Annotated in this window: 15 protein-coding genes, 2 pseudogenes and 1 riboswitch; of the genes and pseudogenes, 8 read left to right on the top strand and 9 right to left on the bottom strand. The window is 56.9% G+C overall.

What is annotated here, in order from left to right; translation table 11 throughout:
• Positions 1-228 (top strand): annotated as a pseudogene (locus IQ241_RS23335) (HD domain-containing protein); the annotation flags it as partial.
• A 42-nt stretch (positions 229-270) separates the two neighbouring features.
• Here the strand turns inward: IQ241_RS23335 and IQ241_RS23330 are convergent.
• Positions 271-945, bottom strand: coding sequence for an MBL fold metallo-hydrolase (locus IQ241_RS23330; RefSeq protein WP_193911883.1), 675 nt, complete (start codon positions 943-945; stop codon positions 271-273).
• 139 nt (positions 946-1084) lie between these two features.
• On the opposite strand from IQ241_RS23330, the gene IQ241_RS23325 reads away from it, so the two are divergent.
• The 4 genes from IQ241_RS23325 (at position 1085) to IQ241_RS23310 (ending at position 4081) form a co-directional block, all read left to right on the top strand.
• The gene (locus IQ241_RS23325) at positions 1085-2551 is read left to right on the top strand and encodes a site-2 protease family protein (RefSeq protein WP_193911881.1); all 1467 of its coding nucleotides are present in this window, start codon (positions 1085-1087) and stop codon (positions 2549-2551) included.
• 13 nt (positions 2552-2564) lie between these two features.
• Positions 2565-3053, top strand: coding sequence for a hypothetical protein (locus IQ241_RS23320; protein WP_193911880.1), 489 nt, complete (start codon positions 2565-2567; stop codon positions 3051-3053).
• Between the two features lie 167 nt (positions 3054-3220).
• Entirely contained in the window at positions 3221-3457 is a 237-nt protein-coding gene (locus IQ241_RS23315; RefSeq protein ID WP_193911878.1) for a hypothetical protein, read from the top strand.
• Between the two features lie 96 nt (positions 3458-3553).
• Complete coding sequence (locus IQ241_RS23310; protein WP_193911876.1) at positions 3554-4081, top strand: hypothetical protein; 528 nt, start codon at positions 3554-3556, stop codon at positions 4079-4081.
• Positions 4082-4099: 18 nt separating this feature from the next.
• On the opposite strand, the gene IQ241_RS23305 is transcribed toward IQ241_RS23310, so the two are convergent.
• The 4 genes from IQ241_RS23305 to IQ241_RS23290 all read right to left on the bottom strand — a co-directional run bounded on the left by IQ241_RS23305 (position 4100) and on the right by IQ241_RS23290 (position 9421).
• The gene (locus tag IQ241_RS23305; protein WP_193911875.1) at positions 4100-6307 is read right to left on the bottom strand and encodes a hypothetical protein; all 2208 of its coding nucleotides are present in this window, start codon (positions 6305-6307) and stop codon (positions 4100-4102) included.
• A gap of 11 nt (positions 6308-6318) precedes the next feature.
• Entirely contained in the window at positions 6319-7545 is a 1227-nt protein-coding gene (locus IQ241_RS23300; RefSeq protein ID WP_193911873.1) for a glycosyltransferase family 4 protein, read from the bottom strand.
• Entirely contained in the window at positions 7545-8504 is a 960-nt protein-coding gene (locus tag IQ241_RS23295; RefSeq protein ID WP_228022026.1) for a glycosyltransferase, read from the bottom strand. Before IQ241_RS23295 ends, IQ241_RS23300 begins: the two co-directional genes overlap by 1 nt.
• Positions 8505-8854: 350 nt before the next feature.
• Positions 8855-9421 carry a Uma2 family endonuclease gene (locus IQ241_RS23290; RefSeq protein ID WP_193911869.1) on the bottom strand — a complete coding sequence of 189 codons (567 nt, stop codon included), beginning with the start codon at positions 9419-9421 and terminating at the stop codon, positions 8855-8857.
• A gap of 166 nt (positions 9422-9587) precedes the next feature.
• On the opposite strand from IQ241_RS23290, the gene IQ241_RS23285 reads away from it, so the two are divergent.
• Positions 9588-10484: a phosphodiester glycosidase family protein gene (locus tag IQ241_RS23285; protein WP_228022025.1), complete on the top strand. Its 897-nt coding sequence runs from the start codon at positions 9588-9590 to the stop codon at positions 10482-10484.
• An 18-nt stretch (positions 10485-10502) separates the two neighbouring features.
• Here the strand turns inward: IQ241_RS23285 and thiC are convergent, their stop codons facing one another.
• The 3 genes and pseudogenes from thiC to IQ241_RS23270 form a co-directional block, all read right to left on the bottom strand.
• Positions 10503-11876 carry a phosphomethylpyrimidine synthase gene (gene thiC, locus IQ241_RS23280; protein WP_193911867.1) on the bottom strand — a complete coding sequence of 458 codons (1374 nt, stop codon included), beginning with the start codon at positions 11874-11876 and terminating at the stop codon, positions 10503-10505.
• A 5-nt stretch (positions 11877-11881) separates the two neighbouring features.
• A riboswitch (TPP riboswitch) is annotated at positions 11882-11986 on the bottom strand.
• 54 nt (positions 11987-12040) lie between these two features.
• Positions 12041-12700 (bottom strand): annotated as a pseudogene (locus IQ241_RS23275) (zinc-binding dehydrogenase); the annotation flags it as partial.
• Positions 12675-12929, bottom strand: a complete 255-nt coding sequence (locus IQ241_RS23270; RefSeq protein ID WP_193911863.1) for a KTSC domain-containing protein — start codon at positions 12927-12929, stop codon at positions 12675-12677. The gene IQ241_RS23270 and the pseudogene IQ241_RS23275, both read right to left, overlap by 26 nt.
• A 128-nt stretch (positions 12930-13057) precedes the next feature.
• On the opposite strand from IQ241_RS23270, the gene IQ241_RS25840 reads away from it, so the two are divergent.
• Together IQ241_RS25840 and IQ241_RS23265 are read left to right on the top strand one after the other, a co-directional pair.
• Complete coding sequence (locus IQ241_RS25840) at positions 13058-13210, top strand: hypothetical protein (protein WP_228022024.1); 153 nt, start codon at positions 13058-13060, stop codon at positions 13208-13210.
• Positions 13211-13278: 68 nt separating this feature from the next.
• Positions 13279-13725: a hypothetical protein gene (locus IQ241_RS23265; RefSeq protein ID WP_228022023.1), complete on the top strand. Its 447-nt coding sequence runs from the start codon at positions 13279-13281 to the stop codon at positions 13723-13725.
• 65 nt (positions 13726-13790) lie between these two features.
• On the opposite strand, the gene IQ241_RS23260 is transcribed toward IQ241_RS23265, so the two are convergent.
• Positions 13791-14915 (bottom strand): M14 family zinc carboxypeptidase, encoded by a 1125-nt coding sequence (locus IQ241_RS23260; protein WP_193911861.1) that lies wholly within the window; start codon positions 14913-14915, stop codon positions 13791-13793.
• Positions 14916-15102: the final 187 nt, after the last annotated feature.

Genomic DNA, 15102 nt, shown 5'->3' with positions numbered 1-15102 from the left:
GCCCAGCCCCCCCATCATTACAGTGGTCTGCGCCGGATCTGGAGCCACGGCTACCGGCTCTACCAGCGCGGCATCAAAATTTCGACCCAGCGCGGTCTGGAAGAAATCAACCAGCTCTCGCCGCTAGTCCAGACCCTGACGCAGCCCTACCAGCGCACCTGGCTGCTCTATCCGGCCGAAGTTGATCTGGCGCTGTGCCAGCTGCCGGAGCGGAAACCGGCTACTTAAGCCTAGTTAGAAACACCTTCTTAATCCCTGCTTGACCCCGAGTCAGCCAGCGGCTAAGTCAGCCCAGTCAATTGCCTGGAGCTGGGTATAGGCATTGGGAATAGCGCGATCGCCGCGCAGCAGGCCTAGATTGGCACCGGGACAGATGTAGCTCAGCTGGTCAGGTGAAAACTGGGTCAGCAGCCGCTGGGCATTGCGCAGCTGGCGAGGCCAGTGAAAGGTCTTCGACAGCCGCAGCGGCCGGGGCCGAGCTTGGCGATCGGGCAGCAGATGACGACCGCTGAACAGAATTCCGCCGCTGGCTGCATGATGTAGGCAGGCCGAACCAGGTGAATGCCCAGCTGTCCAAAAGGCGCGGCTGAGCGGACTGAAGCTGAACTCGTAGCGAAAGGGGTGAAGCTGGAGCTGGGGCAGCAGATAGGCTTCCTGCTCTTGGACGACTACCTCACAGCCAAAAGTCGATTGAATTGCCGATACATCATCTACACCGCCGCGATGGGTGATGAACAGCCAGCGAATGCCGCCTTGGGCGGCAATAAAATCCTGAGTAGCGGACTGCCAGGCTGGGCAATCTATCAGAATATTCGCTGGTTGAGCGCTGGCGTCTTTTTCTAGAATAAGATAAGCCGTTCCGCCTAGGGTGCCCCGATTGGGTGGAAAGGCAAAAATAGAGGTGAAGACGGGGCGGGGCGATTTGGCCTTAGGGGCATCTGACATGGAGGATAGCAGCTAGGAAGTTAACATCGTTTCAGTTTAAGCCGCTGGACTAACTGGACTTATTAGATAATAGGGTTGGTAATCGCCTTGCCAACCCCTACCCAGCCGACCCCTGTTCAATTTTCTATCTGGGCCTACTATGCCGTTCCTACTGCTAGCCTCAATCCTCGGTATGCTGACCTACGTGGTGATCAGCCGCAGCGTTGCCAACATTACCCGCACTCCCACTTGGCTGCTGTGGTTGGTGATGATGACGCCTGTGTTTGTGTTGACCGCTTGGCTGGTGGTCAACGGCACCGAAGAGAAGCCGCCGTTAGGGCTGCTCTATGGCTTGTTTATTCTCTGCCCGCTGGTCTATGCGATTTTAATTTATGCGGGCCGCAAGACACCGCCAAAATCGGCTGAATTCCCTAAAAATGAGCCCAAGTCAGCGCCAGCCAAGCCCATTTCGCAAGACGAAGAGAGCCTGCTGCAGCGCTGCTTTCCCTGGACGGTTTACTACCTGCAAAAGATTGAATATCGTCCTCAGGCAATGATCTGCCGGGGGCAGCTGCGCACCTCGCCGGGGAAAGCCTATCAGGCCATCCAGCAGAACGTAAAGAACAGCTTTGGCGATCGCTTTCTCGTCCTGTTTCAGGAGGGCCTCAACGGCAGACCGTTTTTTGCCCTAGTGCCCAACCCGCAGGCGCAACCTGCTGAGGGTCGCAGGGGCAAAGCTCGCGATCGCGATAGCCCACTGACTCGTCCCGGTCTGGCGCTGACGCTGGTCATCATTACCCTGGTCACGACGACGATGGCTGGGATTACCTATGTGGGTGAGACGCCAATTGCCGAGGCCTGGTCTAACCGAACGGCGCTGTGGAGCGGACTCGCCTATGGCCTATCACTGATGTTCATTCTGGGCGTCCACGAGACCGGGCATTACCTCGCCGCTCGCCACTACCGGCTGAAAGCGACCTTGCCCTACTTTATCCCCGTGCCGTTTTTTCTAGGCACCTTTGGGGCCTTCATTCAGATGAAAGCGCCGATTCCCAACCGGCGAGCCCTGTTCGACGTGGGCATTGCCGGGCCGCTGTCCGGTCTGGTGGTAACGCTGCCGATTCTGCTCTGGGGCCTCGCTCATTCTACCGTGATTGAGCTGACGGACGAAGCCAGCTTGCTTAACTTCGAAGCCTTAGATCCCAGCGCTTCGGTGATTTTGGCCGTGATCAGTAAGCTGGCGCTGGGGGCCTCGCTCCAGGTGGACAGCGCGATCTCGCTGCATCCCGTCGCCGTTGCAGGCTGTTTAGGACTCGTGGTGACTGCGCTCAATCTGATGCCAGTAGGCCAGCTCGACGGCGGTCATATCGTCCATGCGATGTACGGACAGCGGACAGGGGCCATCGTCGGGCAGATTGCCCGGCTGCTGGTCCTGGTGCTGGCATTTATCCACGAGGAATTTTTACTCTGGGCGATTCTACTGTTCTTCATCCCGGCGGATGAGCCCGCCCTCAACGACGTCAGCGAGCTCGACGGCCGCCGCGACCTGCTAGGCCTGATTGCACTAGCGCTGCTGGTGATGATTGTGCTCCCAGCCCCAAGCGCGCTCACGCAGCTGCTGTTTTAGGGAGACCAGTCTGATGACGCAAGGATTGCCCCAGTGGATTGCCGAAGTCCAGACGCTGCAGCAGCAGCTAGCGGCACTCCGGCAAAGATGCAACCAGGCTGAAGACAGTGCTACTAACTGGTGCCAGCTCTATGAATCAGAGGCACAGCAGCGTCGCCTAGATGCGGCCGCCTACCAACAGCAGCTAGAAACATTACAGGCTAAGATCGGCCAGCTTGAGCAACCCGAAGATGACGGTCCAGCAGCGCCCGAGCAGATCGCCCAAACCGTAGCGCAGATTCAGTCCGTAGATATCCTTCAGGCTCGACTGGTCGATGCGCTGACGCTGTGCGAACGCCTTTCTACCGCACTTAAGGCGGAGCAGGCAAATCATGCCCAAACCCGCGACGGATTGATGACGGCGCTGGGTGACGCCGTTGACCTGCTAACCCAGCGCGCTGCGGCAACAGAGGCGGAGACAGTCGGAAGGCCAGTAAACCAGGCTTCAGACAGAGCAGGCTAATACCCTAAAACCCCATTGCTTCAGCCAGCGCTGCGAGGTCGGGGGCTAGTCCGGTCTTAAAGGCATTTAAGATGCAGTTTGCAATTTAGGTTACAATGCCTTTGCAATTCATCACAGCCGTCCCTACTGGTGATATTGCTAACCTCTACGGATCGTTGCTTACTGATATGCCCAGTTCATTCCACCCACCCGCGATCGCGGCAGCTGCTCCAGCTGCTGAACCCGACAGGGAAACTCAGCCCGCGGCAGACAGTCGGATCTGCTGGATTGAGGTTAAGCAGTATCCCTACGAGCCCGACTTACAGGTTGAGCTCTTACACCTGCAGGCAGAAGCCGACGCGCTTTTGCTTCAGCTTCAGGCCGCGAGTCAGAAACGTCTGATCAAGGCGGCGGCCGAAGTCTGACGAGTTGGCCCAAACCCAATTCTGCTTGAGCAATCGCATTGTTTTGTAAGTCACACTATTCTGTAGAAGGAATGAAATTGGTTAGAGCCCTGTGCGATGAGTCAGCTGCCTTCCACTAACGGCGCTGTAGCGTCTGACAGTAATCCTTCTCGACAGTTAGCGTTTCACGATAGCTACCGCTGTCCGATGTGCTGCCATGGTCAGCTCTCGGGCCTGACGCTGATGGATGCGTTTGCCTGTGATTTTTGTCGGCATATCTTTACGGCGAACCTATCGGCTCAGTCGCTTCAGGTTGCCGATAGCGCCCAGCCCATGGCCTGGCGCTGGAACGGGCAGCGCTGGCGGGCAGCTCAGCGGGCAGATCTTGAAGTGACCGCCCTGATTTGGCTGTTTGGCTTATCTTTAGCCTGCTTTCCGACGGGCATTATTGCTCTGTCTAACTATATTTTTCCGCCTTTAGAGAGCAGCAGCCAAAGCTTTCCGCTAGTCTGGACCGGGCTAACCTTCTTAATCCATGGCAGTCTGGTGTTCTGGCTGCTGGCCGAACACTACCAGTGGCCACCCTATATTACCGCCAAAATTCGGCTCAGGCGACTGTCTGAGAGACTGTCAGACCGACAGTAAACCTACTTGGAGGCGGGCTTAATGCTCTGAAGGCAGTGGATAGAGACTGTAACCCGCCTCTTGCTGGAGCAAGAGAGCAGCAGGGCTTGTCGGCAGTGGCTGCGAAAAGCCTATTACCGTTTGCGGCTGGGTCAAATCATCGTAGAGCAGATTCCCCGACAATGTGAAGATCAGCGTTCGCGGTTGACTGGTCGGCGTCGGGAACGCCTCTGGAAAGTCTCTGCTGTCCAGGCTGAGCAGCATTTCGGGCTGACCATCACCGGTCATATCCAGCGGATAGGTCTGAATCTGGGCCGCCGGCGCGATCGCGCTTTCTCCCAGCAGCTCAACCAGCCGCCCGTAGAGCACCGTCCGCCACGGTTCATTAGCGGCTAGAAGCTGGCTGAGGGGCGCCCCCGGCAGTGTTTCTATCCGCTGCAGCGAGCCCGGCGTGATGGCGATTGGCGGTTGGGCCGAGTTGGCCGTCTCTGCTAAGGCCGGACCGGTCGCCAGCAGCCGCAGCTCCCCCACCAGGCGACGATAGCCGCTAACGGTTAGGTTCAGCGGTTGGGTCGGGTGGTCGGGCGTGATCAGCCAGAGCTGGGGCTGGTCGGCCAGGCCTAGGGTGGCCCAAAGCGATTTGGCCTCGGTCGGCAGCGCAGCGGTGGCGGGGGACTGCCACTGACTGGCGTATAGCCCGGTCACGGCGACGTCGTACCAGGTCTGACCGGCTTTTAGCACGGCGGGCTGACCCGCAGGCGTTAGCCAGGTATCCGTAGCCTGGGCCGGTCGGGCGCTGCCCATCAGGTGGCTAAAGCGCGGCGCGGCCGATAAAATCGGCAGCCCGGCGGCGCGGGTGAGAATTTTTTGGAAGCGATCGCGAATGGCAGGATCGGCGGTGCGCTGGGCGAGCCAGGCTTTGCCCTGATCATCGTCGGCCTGGGCCACGATCATCAGGGCAGCCCAAATCTGCGCTTCGGCCACGTTGGGATAGGCCTGGTCAAAGGCCCGAAAACGCGGCTGGAGGCGGTTGGCATCGGCCTTGAGCAGGTCGCGTAGTGAGTCGTAGGTCCCCGGATTGGCTTCGAGTAGATTCAGCGCCTCTGTCCAGCGACCGTCGAGCAGGTTAGCCAGTACCTGCTGGTCTAACCGTGACCAGGTGCGCTGCGACTGGTCGCGGGCAACTTCGGCATGGGCCGCAATCAGCCCTATCTGGGCTTCGGCGGCGGGTTTCCAGTCTGAACCCAGTCTTTCCTTAGCCGTTCGCATAATTTGCAAAGCCGGTGACCAAAGGCCGCTGCGGGCCAGTAACAGCCCCTTATCGTAGAGCGACCCGGGAGGCTGATCGATAACTCGCTCGGACAGGGAAACCCGCTCGATTATAGGCGGCTGACCGGGGTTGAGCCGATAGGCTTGCAGCTGAGGCTCCAACCCAACGGTTTGCTCGACCAGCAGCTCAGGTGGCCCATTGCCGTCTAGCGCTTGATAAATGGGAACCTTACCGGCGGGGCTAGTCCAGGTCAGCAACTGGTTAAACTGGGCCGAGCGCGGACTGTAATGCAGCAGCTGGCCATAGGCGATTTCCAGCTTGCCGCGGGTCTGGCTGCCGCTCAGCAAAATCCAGTCAGCATCGCCGAGCGGGTTGGGAAACAGGCTGAGGCGACTGAACGGCGCTTTTTGATTGGACGCGGCGACGGATAGGGCCGTATTAGCCAGTGGGGCAGCGACGACCGAGAGCTGGGGCGGCTGCACGGGTACCGGGTCAATCGTTAACTGAAACTGGCGAACCTGATCCGCTGAGGTTCGGCCCTGGGGGCGATATATCCGCAGCTCGACTAGCGTTGGGTCGCCACCGCTGTCGCTGGACGCTTGCAGAACCGGGAAAATCAAGTCTGCGGTAGATTCCACCGCATCGGACTGGGACTGCCAAACGACTGGCTCACCCAGCATCAGCCCGGACTGACTCAGTTCGGCCGCCATTTCTGCCAGAGTCTGAATCGGCCGATAGTCGCTGGTAAACCAGGATGGAAACGTTTGAACCAGCCAGTTCGGCCGATAGGGATCGACAATCCAGCTTACTCCCGACCAGATCAGCATTCCCGCTAGCGTAGTCGTACCGCCGATCAGAACCAGCATCACGAGACGAATCCAAAGCGGCCGAGGGCGCGATCTCACCAGCAGCCGTCCGCACATCGGTCGCCGTCGGGCTAGCCAATACTGTCGCTGAATATCTCTGATCGTTCGCATCTCGGCTTCCCTCAGATAGACAGCACTTGGTCGTACCGCTGCCCGGCAATCTCCCAGGTGTATTCGGTTTCAATCATCTGACGGGCGTTGTGGGAGAGGGTCTGGCGCAGGTCGGCTGCTTCGAATAGGCGACTAATGGCCGTGAGATAATCTTCGACTCGATTGGCCCGCAGGGCTCGGAGGGGAACATCGGCCGTATCGACCGTGAGCCCTTCTAAACCGCGATCGCTCGCCACAATCGGAATGCCGCAGGCCATTGACTCTAGCGTTTTGGTTTTGATTCCCAAACCGGCCCGCAGCGGCACGACCCCGACCGTCGCCTGATGGATATATTCGACAATGGACGGCACCCGGCCGGTCACCGTCACCCCTGGCAGCTGGTCCAAAGCCTGAACCGCCGCAATCGGTCGAGACCCAACCAGCGTCAGCGCCGCCTGCGGATAGCGCGCCAGCACCCGAGGAAATACCTCAGTCGCAAAGAAGCAGGCCGCATCGACATTATGGGTAGAATCCATCGTGCCGACAAAGACCAGCCTATAGCCGCCAGGGTCTGCGGGCCGATAGGTAAAGGTCTCCAGGTCTACCCCATTGGGCACGATGGTAATCTTGGCATTGGGCATCAGCGCCAGCAGCTGCTGGCGGTCGTCGGGCGTCGTCGCAATCAAATGGGAAAATTTGCGGCAGTAGCGCTTTTCGTAGCGGGCCAGCAGCGGTAGGTAAAAGCGATCGCGCATCGCATTGCGAGAGGCCCCTGCCTCAAGATGGTTAAGAATCCAGCCGTAGACGGAGCTGTGGATATCGACGACGGTTTGGACCTGCTCCCGAAAGTCAGGCTGGATATACATCTCGTTGACGCTATGCTCGCAGATTACCGCGTCGCATTTACCATCGCGGACAAACTGATTCACCCAGGCATAGACCTTAGGAGAAAAGCGATAGGCGATATTTGGCGGGGTCGCTGTGATCAGGAACTGGGCGAAGCGGGTCACTTTTTTGATTCCGCTATTGCCGCGCTGCACAAAGGCTGACTTTTCGAGGGGAGGGAAAACTTGTAAACGGGCGACTAGGTCTTTCAGAACCTGCTCGTCTGCCTGGCTAGAGTCGGTGGTGCGGTGGGTCACCAGCGTTACCTGATGGTGCTGACAGAGGTATTTAAGTAAATTAAACGTGCGGCCCTCGGCCGGTCCGCTGGTTGGCGGATAGGGAAACGCATTGAGTGAGAGAATCAGCAGGCGCATTATTCTACGGGCTCCTGCTGAACAATGAGGCGGGCCGCTTCAGAAAGCTGAGCGGCCTGCTGCCCCTGTGTTCTTGCCCGGGCACAGTAGAGCCCAATCGGCGTACGAAGCAGGTCGATCGGCCGCGCTTTGCCCCGAAGCAGCTGCCAGCTGGTCAGCGGAATTTCTTTCAGCAGCCAGCGCGCCAGCTGTTTCTTAAGTTCTGGCTGGCGCAGCGGTCGGGCCAGCTCGGTGCCATGCAGCTCATGTAAATAGCGGTTAGAGCGCCCATAGCGATACCACTGGCTATAGAGCGCCTTCAGGGTAGCGCGATGGCGATGGCGAATCACTGCGTCTTCGGCGAAGTACAGCTGCCAGCCACCTTCGCGCTGCAGCCGCCAGCACAGATCGGCATCACCACCCGTTGTCAGGTGGGGCCGAAACAGGCCGATTTCGGCCAGGGCCGCTGCGCGGATAGCGATATTGGCGGTTTGGCCGTAGGGACAGAAGGGATGCGCTAGCGTGTCTTTCTGCGACATCAGCTGCTGCCGCTCGGCATATTTTTCTAACCAGCTCTGGCCGGGTAGCGCGGCGACTTCTCCCACGGTCAGCCCAACCTCGGGGGCTTTAAATCCCTGCACCAGGTTGACCAGCCAGTCGGGCTGCGGGTAGCAGTCAGCATCAGTAAAGGCTAGAATTTCGCCGGTGGCCTGACGAATGCCGGTATTACGGGCCGCATAGGCGCTCTGGATGTCAGTTTCGTTGAGGTAGCGAAAGGTCAGGCCCTGAGCGCTGGCCCGCGCCACCGCGTCGGCAATCAGCTGGGGGGTGCGATCGCGGCTGCCGTTATCGACCAGTAAATATTCCACCCGCTCAGCCGGGTAGATCTGCTGGAGCAAACAGTCTGCTAGTCCCGGCAGATCGAGTTCGCCGTTGTAAATCGGGATGATCACCGAGACCGTCGGCAAAAACAAAGTCATCTCAGTGGAAGGTGAAGGGTATTCCGCAAGCATCAGCGGTTTTCACAGGGCGAGCTGAGCTCGCGGCGAAGGAGATAAAAGATTGAAATTGAAATAGTTTAGCCCCAACGGTCTACATCTGAATCTAAATCCTGATTTCTATTCATTTCCAATTGATGGGACACCGATCGACGATTAGAAAACAGCGTAAACGCTCTGACTCTATCATCTCAATTTCCTCCAGGACCGGATTTTTTGAGGCCCTGTCTTTACCAAATCCTTACTGATTCGCCAGGCTACAGGCTTAGGAATCCCAATTCCCAGCCAGCCAAACCATGTGCCGTCCGTATTCAGGGCTATTGGGTCAGGGGCTATTTGACTTTGAGCCAGCCAAACAGCTGGCCGACGGTCAGCTGGAGGCCAGCGACAAAGGCTGGAGCGGGAAGCCTGGCTTCAGCAGATTCCAGCGATGTGAGGCGCTTGTCAGGGTCATAGATTTGAACCAGCTGTTCGCCAGGGTCGATCAGCCAGCCCAGCTGGCAGCCATGCTCGATGCAGTGCAAAATATTGCTAGCAACGCGAGTGACAGACTGTCCCGGGCTAAGAATTTCTATAGTCCAGTCGGGATGAGCGGCGAAGACGTTAGCAATGGTGCCATCGTCTTCAATGGGGAGACGATTCCACTGAAAAACGGACAGGTCTGGAACGATGGAGCGACCGCCAAAGGTGCAGCGGAGTTCAGGAAACGCCCAAGCGATGTGCTCTGGCTTAGTCATAACGTTGATAGCAGTTATGAGTTCTCCTTGAATAGCGCTGTGCTGACCCTGGGGCATGGGTTTTTGAATGATCTGTCCGTGGAGATATTCGCTGGCGGGTTTGGTTTCCGGTAGTTGCAGAAACTCGTCTAAGGTGATAGATTTTGGCGGAGTTTGAACCATTTGCCGCTAGTTTAATGACGCTTGCAGCTAATCTTACCGACATTTGAACGGACCGAACGGTAGAAAGCCATTATCGCGATCGTGCTCAAGATAAGTGATCCGTTAGTCAGGTTGAAAGCGGCTGCCAAACTAGATCTGCGTAGACAGCTAAGCGCACCTTACGAAAATGCGACGAAGACTAAACCGTTATTTTCCTTGGCTGCTGCTCAGTTTGGTCCTGGGACATTTGGCCCGGCAGCGGCTGAATGCGTCGGAAGCGCCTGAGTCAATGCCGTCCATAGTCGAAGCACCGGCGCTTCGCCCAGCTCTCACCTATCAGACCTATCCGCTAACGTCAGTCACCGTACATGTTTTAGAAATTCCCCCGGACCATAAGGTACAAGTTGCAATTGCAGATTCTCTCCTGCGGGTTGACGAATTTGCCGAGCAGGAAGACGCGATCGCGGTGCTCAACGCCGGTTTCTTTGATTCGCAAAACGGTCGAACCACTTCTCACGTGCTAATCGATGGCATCCCTGTAGCTGACCCAGCTGAGAATGAGCGACTAGTTGGCAATCCTGACCTCGCCCCCTATCTCGACACCATCCTCAATCGCTCGGAGCTGCGACGCTATAACTGTGCAGGCGAAATCCAGTACGACATCGTGCTTCATAATGTCGCTATGCCGCAAAACTGTAGCTTAGAGTTTGCGGTTGGCGCTGGTCCCCAGCTACTACCCGAAAACGCGGCCAACGCAGAAGCCTTTACCGACTATGACGGTGACCAGCTGATCCGCGACGCGATCGGCAGTCAGCAGCCCAATGCCCGCAGCGCCGTCGGCATTCGTCCTGACGGCAGCTTAGTTTGGGCAATGGTCGCCCAGCGAGCAGACGCCGCCGGGATGACGCTGACAGAGCTAGCGGATTTTCTAGGAAACCTGGGCATCGAAAAAGCCCTGAACCTAGACGGCGGCAGCTCTTCTTCGCTCTATTACGAAGGAGAAACCTGGTTTGGCCGCCTAGACGCAGAAGACCGCCCAGTGGAGCGGCCCGTTAAATCTGTTTTAATGATTTCTAGCCCATAGCGACGCAACCCATCGGGCTCATCTTTGAGGCATAGGTTCCTGAGCCAGAAACTGTTCCAGCTCTGTCAGTGCGTCGGCGTCCATCTTGGTTTGCATTGGGCAAAACTTAGGACCGCACATAGAACAGAATTCAGCTGTTTTGTAAATGTCTGCTGGCAGCGTTTCATCATGATATTCCCTGGCCCTTTCTGGGTCTAAAGCGAGCTCAAACTGACGATTCCAGTCGAAGTTGTAGCGTGCCTTGGAAAGTTCGTCATCGCGATCGCGCGCGCCTGGGCGATGTCGAGCAATATCGGCAGCGTGGGCAGCAATTTTGTAGGCAATTAGCCCACTGCGGACGTCTTCGGCATTGGGAAGCCCTAAATGCTCCTTCGGCGTGACGTAGCAGAGCATGGCCGCGCCGTGCCAACCCGCGATCGCGGCCCCAATTGCAGAAGTAATGTGGTCGTATCCGGGGGCAATATCAGTCACCAGCGGCCCTAGCAGATAGAAAGGGGCCTGGTCGCAGACGTCCATCTGTTTCTGCACGTTAAACTCAATCTGGTCCATCGGCACATGTCCCGGGCCTTCGACCATTACCTGAACGTCGCTTTCCCAAGCGCGGCGGGTTAAATCTCCCAGCGTCTTGAGCTCAGCCAGCTGAGCCCGATCGGACGCATCGTGGGTGCAGCCGGGGCGCAGCGAGTCTCCTAGGCTAAACGAGACATCATAGCGCTTAAAAATCTCAACAATGTCGTCGAAATGGGTGAAGAGGGGGTTTTGCCGGTGGTGATGCAGCATCCAGCGGGCGATAATGCCGCCGCCCCGGGAGACAATCCCAGTGATGCGATCGCGCACCAGCGGCAGATGTTCGATTAGGATTCCCGCATGAATGGTCATGTAGTCTACGCCCTGCTGGGCGTGCTTTTCGATCACCTGAAGGAAGTCATCTGGAGTCAGATTTTCAACCTGGCCATGGACGCTCTCAAGGGCCTGATAGATCGGCACTGTCCCAATCGGTACGGTAGAGGTGCGGATAATGGCGCTGCGAATTTCATCCAGGTCGCCGCCGCCCGTAGACAGATCCATCACAGTATCGGCCCCATACTTCATCGCCAGGCGCAGCTTGTCCAACTCTGCTTCGATCTCCGAAGCGTTGGGTGATGCTCCAATGTTGGCGTTCACCTTGCACTTAGCGGCAATCCCAATAGCCATTGGCTCTAAATTGGGGTGGTTGACGTTAGCGGGGATAATCATTCGACCCCGCGCCACCTCGTCTTGGATGAGCTCTGCTGGGAGATGCTCGCGTTTTGCAACAAACTGCATCTCTTCGGTGATAAGACCCTGGCGAGCAAAGTGCATTTGGGACACATTGCTCTGTCCATGACGCTTGGCAACCCATTCTGTTCGCATATTGAGTTCCTGAGTAACAGCTTCCCTCCGCCGGTATTAGCCGGTGTTCAGGTTCTAAGGGTATGATCTCAGCCCGACCTCGTCAGAAGCGGGCACCCCTAGCTATGGAAGACACTCTATCACCGAATCAGAAGCATCGCAATTCACCTGGGTTAGTTTACGGCTTAATGCTTTAGCACCAGCCGATAGCGGGGCTTGCCGCTGCGCAGCTTCTCCATCGCTTCGTTAACCTGGGCAAAGGGATACATTTCCGTAATCGGTGCGACTCTATGACGAGAGACGAACTCTAGCATTTTGCCAATCGTCGCAGGACTGCCTAGAGGGCTGCCCGAGATCGATTTTTGACCTTCAATCAGTGGAAAAACATGGGTTGCGACCGGGCTAGGCACAACGCCGACAAAATGCAGACGGCCTTTCGGTCGCAGGGCGGCAATGTAGGTTGCCCAGTCAAGGTCGGCGCTGGCTGAGCAGAGAATCACATCGAACTGACCCTCAACCGCTTTGATCGCGTCTGGAGCGCTCGAATCAACGAACTTGTCGGCTCCCAGCTCCCTGGCTTCTGCTTCTTTGTCGGGACTAGAGGAAAACGCCGTCACCTCGCAGCCCCAGGCATTCAAGAACTGTAGGGCCATATGTCCGAGTCCGCCGATGCCAATCACGCCAACGTGGTCAGTCGGCTTCACATCGAGCTGCACCATTGGGTTATAGACCGTAATACCGCCGCAAAATAGCGACCCTGCCTTGGCTGCGTCTACCGACTCAGGTAGAGGAATCACCCAGCCCTGATGAGCTCTCACCTTATCGGCAAAGCCGCCGTGGCGACCGAATTTGCAGTATCAAGGACGGGGCAGAAGCCGTAATAGCAGGAGTTTGCCTCAAATCTCGCATGTAGCTCCCCTTGGAACCAGCGGCCAGTAGCTGTTCGTAGATTTCTTTGGGCACTTCCAGGTATTGATGGGTCTTTCCTGAGTTAAAAATCACCAGCAGGGTCTGACTGTCTGCCTCATAGCCAAATGCCTGAATCATACTGGAATCAACGGTATGCAGTTCCATTACACGGTCATCTCATAGCTGATTGTCTACCTTAAACGATGCCGAGCAACCGCGATCGCGAATCGCAATAGTTTGAATAGGGCTGAGGTTGAGCTGAGCTAGATAGAATAGATTGATATACAAACGAGATGAGTATGGTCAGTACGGCAGTAACTCAGGCGATCACGACGCTGAATGAAGCAGAAAGCCGATTTCGGCTGGTCAGGACCGGCGTCCAAATTTCTTTGATGAGTGGTACGCCGAACTTCCGGCGCTATCGGATGCTGAGCAATCTGAGCTAGATCGGGTCAGAGATCGGTTTCGCTATCACCGGGCAGACGGCGCAATAGCAGAGGGTGCGATCAACTTGATGGTGCTATCTCCTCTACTGGAGCTGGCAGGGCTGTACGATCCGCCTTTTCGGCTGCGGGGGGAGGTACCGGTTGAACTCAGTGTGGCCGTTCCCGCTTCTGAAACTGAGGATCGGCTACTGCGGGGCAGACTCGATTTTTTAATGGTCCAGCAGCGGCTATGGCTAGTGGTATTTGAGTCAAAGGGGACTGCTTTGAACCTGGATACCGCTCTGCCTCAGACGCTGAGCTACATGATGGCAAACCCAAACCCTGGAGTTCCTGTTTATGGAATGGTTTCCAATGGAGGCGAGTTTATGTTTCTCAAATTAGCCTCCCAGGAAACACCCGAGTACGATGTGTCCAGAGTGTTTTCTTATCTCCCTATTCAAAATGAGCTATACGATGTTTTAAAGGTGCTGAAACGGTTTAGCCGTCTTCTACAATCATCTGGGAACGGCACCTGACAACCCTCATTGGGGTCTATATTGCCGTCCATTAGGATAGGCAGGAGGACGTCGAGGACTTCTTCTCAGGATAAGTCCTCGACGATTGAGATCACATACTCTCCTTGGTTGACGGCCTCATTGGTCGAAACGTCGTAGATCAGGCCCGACTTCTCCGCCCTAACGTTCAGCACCTGCGGCGTTTCCCCTTTGCTGAAGCTCAGCAGCTGGTAGAGCAGGTCGCCTGATTGAACGCGATCGCCCGGCTCTACCCGTTCAATCACGACACCGCCACCCGTGGCGTAGTACTTCTGGTTTTGGGATTGCTTCACAAGCGGCATAATCGGAACTGCCCCTGAGACCGGCAGCTGCAATACGCCTTTGCGAGTCAGGTAGTTCTTAATTCCGGCCAGCCCTCTGCGAATGGCGTGGGGATCGACCCGCATCCCTGTGCCCAGCTCAAAGGTAAAGGCTTCAATATCAAGCCGGAGGGGCCGTCCCAGCTCAGCCAAAGCACGCTCCAGAGCCAGCCAGGGTTTAATAAAGGCTTCGTCAAAGGCATCGCCGTCATATTTATTCAGCAGCAGGCCAAAGTCGAGGTCAAACAGCTGGGTGCTTTCCTCCCGGTTTTGAAAATAGTAGACGTAGATCAGTCCGCGATTAGTCGAGCTGTGCAGGTCCAGTAGGTAGTCGGCATCGAGGGCCAGCGCCTGCAGCTGCGACCGATAGAGTTCATGCACCGGCAGACCCTTGGCATGGCTCAGCTCGTCCCGCTCAGCTTGAAAGGCGCTCAGAATTCGCTGGCGAAAGGCTTTAATAATATCGTGCTCCGGCGCATTAAGGTGGGCTTTGGCAAAGACTCGAATATTGGCGTGGGTCTTTTCGTAGTCCCAGAAAATGCGGTTCCAGTCCAGCCCGTCATAGGGGTTGAAGCGACCAGAGGCGAAATGGTGCGATCGCGTATTCACCCCCAGCGGGTTGCACATCGGCACCAGCCAAATTTCCCCAGCCAGCTGCTGCTCTTCCAGCGTCGTCAGCCACTCAATCAGCTGATGGATGACGTGGTTGCCTGCGACCTCCGCCCCGTGCAGGTTCGCCTGCAGGTAGACCTTTTTGCCCGGCCCAGCCCCGACAAACCGATAGACCTGCAGCGACAGCAGGTCGCCCGAGGCCATCTGCATTAGCGGTACCGTAGAAATTATCGGCTGCACGGCGGCTCTTCCCAGGCTTGGGTTTAATCAATGCGGCTAAGTTCGCACCCTCCATGCTAAGGCTTGGCCGAAACCCTGGCTACTTTTTACAGTAGAGAGGCAACGCGGAGTTTTTTAGAATGGCTATAGGGATGGAAAGTGCGATCGCGCGGGATAAAAAAGTTGTCGTCGTGGGGGCGGGCTGGGC

Origin of the sequence: Vasconcelosia minhoensis LEGE 07310 (assembly GCF_015207255.1) — a bacterium.
GTDB lineage: Bacteria > Cyanobacteriota > Cyanobacteriia > Phormidesmidales > Phormidesmidaceae > Vasconcelosia > Vasconcelosia minhoensis.
This window is presented reverse-complemented; position numbering and strand designations above follow the sequence as displayed.